The organism is Bacillus sp. EB106-08-02-XG196, from assembly GCF_013396335.1.
Lineage (GTDB): Bacteria > Bacillota > Bacilli > Bacillales > Cytobacillaceae > Neobacillus.
The window spans coordinates 391,612-394,949 of sequence record NZ_JABWSY010000002.1 but is presented as its reverse complement, the minus strand read 5'-3'; the positions used below and the strand labels follow the sequence as shown (position 1 = coordinate 394,949).

At 40.7% G+C, this 3,338-nt stretch carries 3 protein-coding genes and 1 pseudogene; all 4 read left to right on the top strand.

What is annotated here, in order from left to right; translation table 11 throughout:
- Window positions 1-511 (top strand): annotated as a pseudogene (locus MLOOGBEN_RS05575) (hypothetical protein); the annotation flags it as partial.
- Window positions 483-1,475: a phosphotransferase gene (locus MLOOGBEN_RS05570; RefSeq protein ID WP_256988894.1), complete on the top strand. Its 993-nt coding sequence runs from the start codon at window positions 483-485 to the stop codon at window positions 1,473-1,475. The pseudogene MLOOGBEN_RS05575 and the gene MLOOGBEN_RS05570, both read left to right, overlap by 29 nt.
- A 100-nt stretch (window positions 1,476-1,575) precedes the next feature.
- The gene (locus MLOOGBEN_RS05565) at window positions 1,576-2,286 is read left to right on the top strand and encodes a YhcN/YlaJ family sporulation lipoprotein (protein WP_179157256.1); all 711 of its coding nucleotides are present in this window, start codon (window positions 1,576-1,578) and stop codon (window positions 2,284-2,286) included.
- A gap of 133 nt (window positions 2,287-2,419) precedes the next feature.
- Window positions 2,420-2,971 carry a BofC C-terminal domain-containing protein gene (locus tag MLOOGBEN_RS05560; RefSeq protein ID WP_179157255.1) on the top strand — a complete coding sequence of 184 codons (552 nt, stop codon included), beginning with the start codon at window positions 2,420-2,422 and terminating at the stop codon, window positions 2,969-2,971.
- Window positions 2,972-3,338: the final 367 nt, after the last annotated feature.

Here is a 3,338-nt window from a genome sequence, read left to right as displayed (position 1 = left end):
AGGCTTCGGCCAGCCAGGAATGGGAGGACCAATGGGACCAGGCTTCGGCCAGCCAGGAATGGGAGGACCAATGGGACCAGGTTTCGGCCAACCAGGAATGGGAGGACCAATGGGACCAGATTTCGGACAACAAGGAATGGGTGCACCATATGGTCAAATGCCATACGGATACCCGCAAATGGGTCCAGCACCTCATGTAATGGGAGCTCAAGATTTTGAATCACCAGATATGGGAATGCCTTTTGCCGGCGGTCAAATGCCAGCGATGCAGCAACAATATCCTGCTCAAGGGGGATTACCTGTTGGAGCAGGTGGAGATTGTGGCTGTGGTGGACCAAAACCACAGTTAATGCCGCAGCAGCCATTTGTACCGCCAACACCTCCTATCTATAGCGCACCATATACAGGACCAGCAAATGCAGCGCAGCCTCCGTATATGAACCCTTATGGAATGGGTCCAATGGACGGAATGATGCGATACGATGATGAAAGCAATGAGTATGACTTTTAAACAAAAAGGAGACGATGATTATTTCATTCGTCTCCTCTCTTATTTACGTTCCCAGTTTAAAGAACCTATTGTTGAAATGGTGCCCTATAGAAAAAGTGTTATCTTAATAAAAACAGAAAAAAATACCTATATGCTTAAAGGTTTTCATACGAATAAACGTCTTCGGCTGCAAGAGGCTTTTACCTCAACCCTTAGAAAAGAAGGTTTTGCAAAAACCTATCTTTTTGTCCATCCTCAAATGAAAGATCCTTTATTTTTCGAGGGGACTTACTTTGGGTGTATGGAATACATTCCACCGAATAAAACACCATTTTCCTTTCAATCTGAAAAAAACCGGCAGGAGGGACTTGAACTTCTAGAACAATTCCATTTGGTAACTTCGTCCTTCGAATCACGATATCGAACGCTAATTCCAAAAGGGGTTATTATTGAAAAATGGAAAGATAGGGGAGCGACTTTTTCCTCAAATTTATCCACCTTGAAATACTTTGTTAATAAAAACATATTAACTGAAATGGTGGATTGGGCAAATTGGTCACTCAGTGGAATGGAACAAAACCGCAGCCTGTTTGTCAACGAACCTTATTGTATACTTCATGGAGATGTTGCTCATCATAATTTCTTACGTGACTCAAAAGGTATATTACATCTCATTGATTTTGATTTAATTAGTATTGGCCCAGCTTCACTGGATTATTTACAATATGCCAATCGAATTCTACCTAGCCTTGATTGGTCATTTGAACGACTTGCTCATTTTTCACAATATCAAGACTTACTGAACGAGAAGGCATTTCTGTATGCATTAGCCTATCCTGCAGATATTTTCCGTGAATGGAACCGGCTCATTCGTGAAGGAACGTACCGAGACCAGCATAAGTATAATCAAATTATGAATTTAAGTGTTGGTCAGTACTACTCACGTAAAAAATTCATTGACGCTTTAAAAATGCTGACAAAATAACTTTTATGGTCGATTATGGCAGAATGAAACCCCCCTTAAACTCACAACCTAAACGTGAGCATATTCTTTATGCTCACGTACTGTAGAGGGGGTTTTTCGTTTGTATAATTTGAAACAGTGGATGATGATTCCTCTGTCCGCTCTGCTAGCTGTTGGACTGTCAGGTTGCGCAAATGATGACCGTGCTGCTATGGACAAAGATCACAAAAATATGGGGCAGCCATTGGGATACTATTCGGATGAAAATCATAAAAATGGCTCCAATGGAATGCCGGGGGATAATGATGGTCCGTTCACTGAATTAATGGACCATAATCTTGGGATTGAAAACCAAGCAAATAATGAAGAGCGTAGAAAGCAGTTTCGGGATAGAGATGAAAACGGAAATCCACCGAACCCGACAAAACCGCTCGCAAACCATGACCATAATTTCTTTCAAAGAGACAATCAATTTAGTACCAGTGATGCGAATTATCATGGTCAAACGAATCAAAGACTTGGAAACACAAAAACGACAACGAAACCTGAAAATCAGGACCGTATAACAGAAAAAATTAAAAGTAAGGTAGCGGACATTGAAAATGTTCGTGAAATCCGCTCCGTTCTATACGGTAATTCTGTTATGGTTTCCGTTAAATTAAACAATAATAAACGAGCTGAAGAAACAAAAAGAGCCATCCAAGATGCCGTTAAGCCCATGGTCAATGGGAAGTCAGTTCAAGTAATAATTGATGACGGAGCACTTGGTCGTGATGGCAACAGAAACAATGATTCCCAGCGATTAGAACCTAATAGCCGTAAGCATAATTGATATAAGTAGGAGAGGCAAAGCCGGATATTAGCTTTGCCTCTTTTGATTTTTTCTAAAAAGGATAAAAAGGGAAAATAAGGCTAAACTAGTAGTGAAATTCAATTAAATCTCTACTATTAAGAGGTGATTATGCATGAGGTTCAATTGGGTAACACAGTATCGGCTTGGTTTAGCCTTTGTTGCGGTTGTTCTCTTCATGTCCATCGGAAAGCTGCCAGGAATGATGTTAACTGGCTCTGCCGAAAAAGTGGAAAACCATCAAGATCAGCAAAAGACGGAACCTCAGCAGTTGACGATTATATTAGAAAGAATCTATCTTGATGGAGAAATTAGTGAGGAAGTTGTCCTTGATTCTTACTGGTCCATTGAAAACTTTTGGACTAAGTATGACCAATGGCAGTTAGTTGAAATGGATGCAACAACCATGGTTTTTAGAAAACAAATGGATGACATTTCACCATTACTTAAAGCGAATGGTTATTTCGGCATTACCGAGGATGGCGTGTTAACCATTTTTAATGGCCGTCCTGACCGATCACGAATCATCCAATCCTTTTTTCAGATAGATGTAAAAAAGCTTGAAAGCAGAAAACAAGAAGAGCTCATTCATGGCATTCCGATAAAAACAAAAGACCGATATGTAGAAGTTCTAGAAACCTTTAAACCATACTCGAAGAAGCAATAAAAAGTAAAACAGACTGATCATTCAGCCTGTTTTTTTGTATAGGAAATTATTGATTCAATTTAGTCAACCTATATTTCATAGAAGTCGTCACAAGATGGTGGTCAGTGACCGAATAGCGAGTTTAAAAAGAGTTTGGGTCACTCCAACCTACCTGGAGTGACCGACCAGTGGTTTTAAAAAGGGTTTGGGTCACTCTAGCCTACCTGGAGTGACCGACCAGTGGTTTTAAAGGGTTTGTGTCACTCCAGCCTACTTGGAGTGACCGACCAGTGGTTTTAAAAAGGGTTTGGGTCACTCCAGCCTACTTGGAGTGACCGAACAGGCAGTAAAAATAGGATTTGAGTCACTCCAGCCAACCTGGAGTGAC

Bases quoted from the DNA above. Each gene is read 5' to 3' on its own strand.
- MLOOGBEN_RS05570 (WP_256988894.1), top strand. From the start codon at position 483: ATGATGAAAGCAATGAGTATGACTTTTAAACAAAAAGGAGACGATGAT.
- MLOOGBEN_RS05560 (WP_179157255.1), top strand. From the start codon at position 2,420: ATGAGGTTCAATTGGGTAACACAGTATCGGCTTGGTTTAGCCTTTGTT.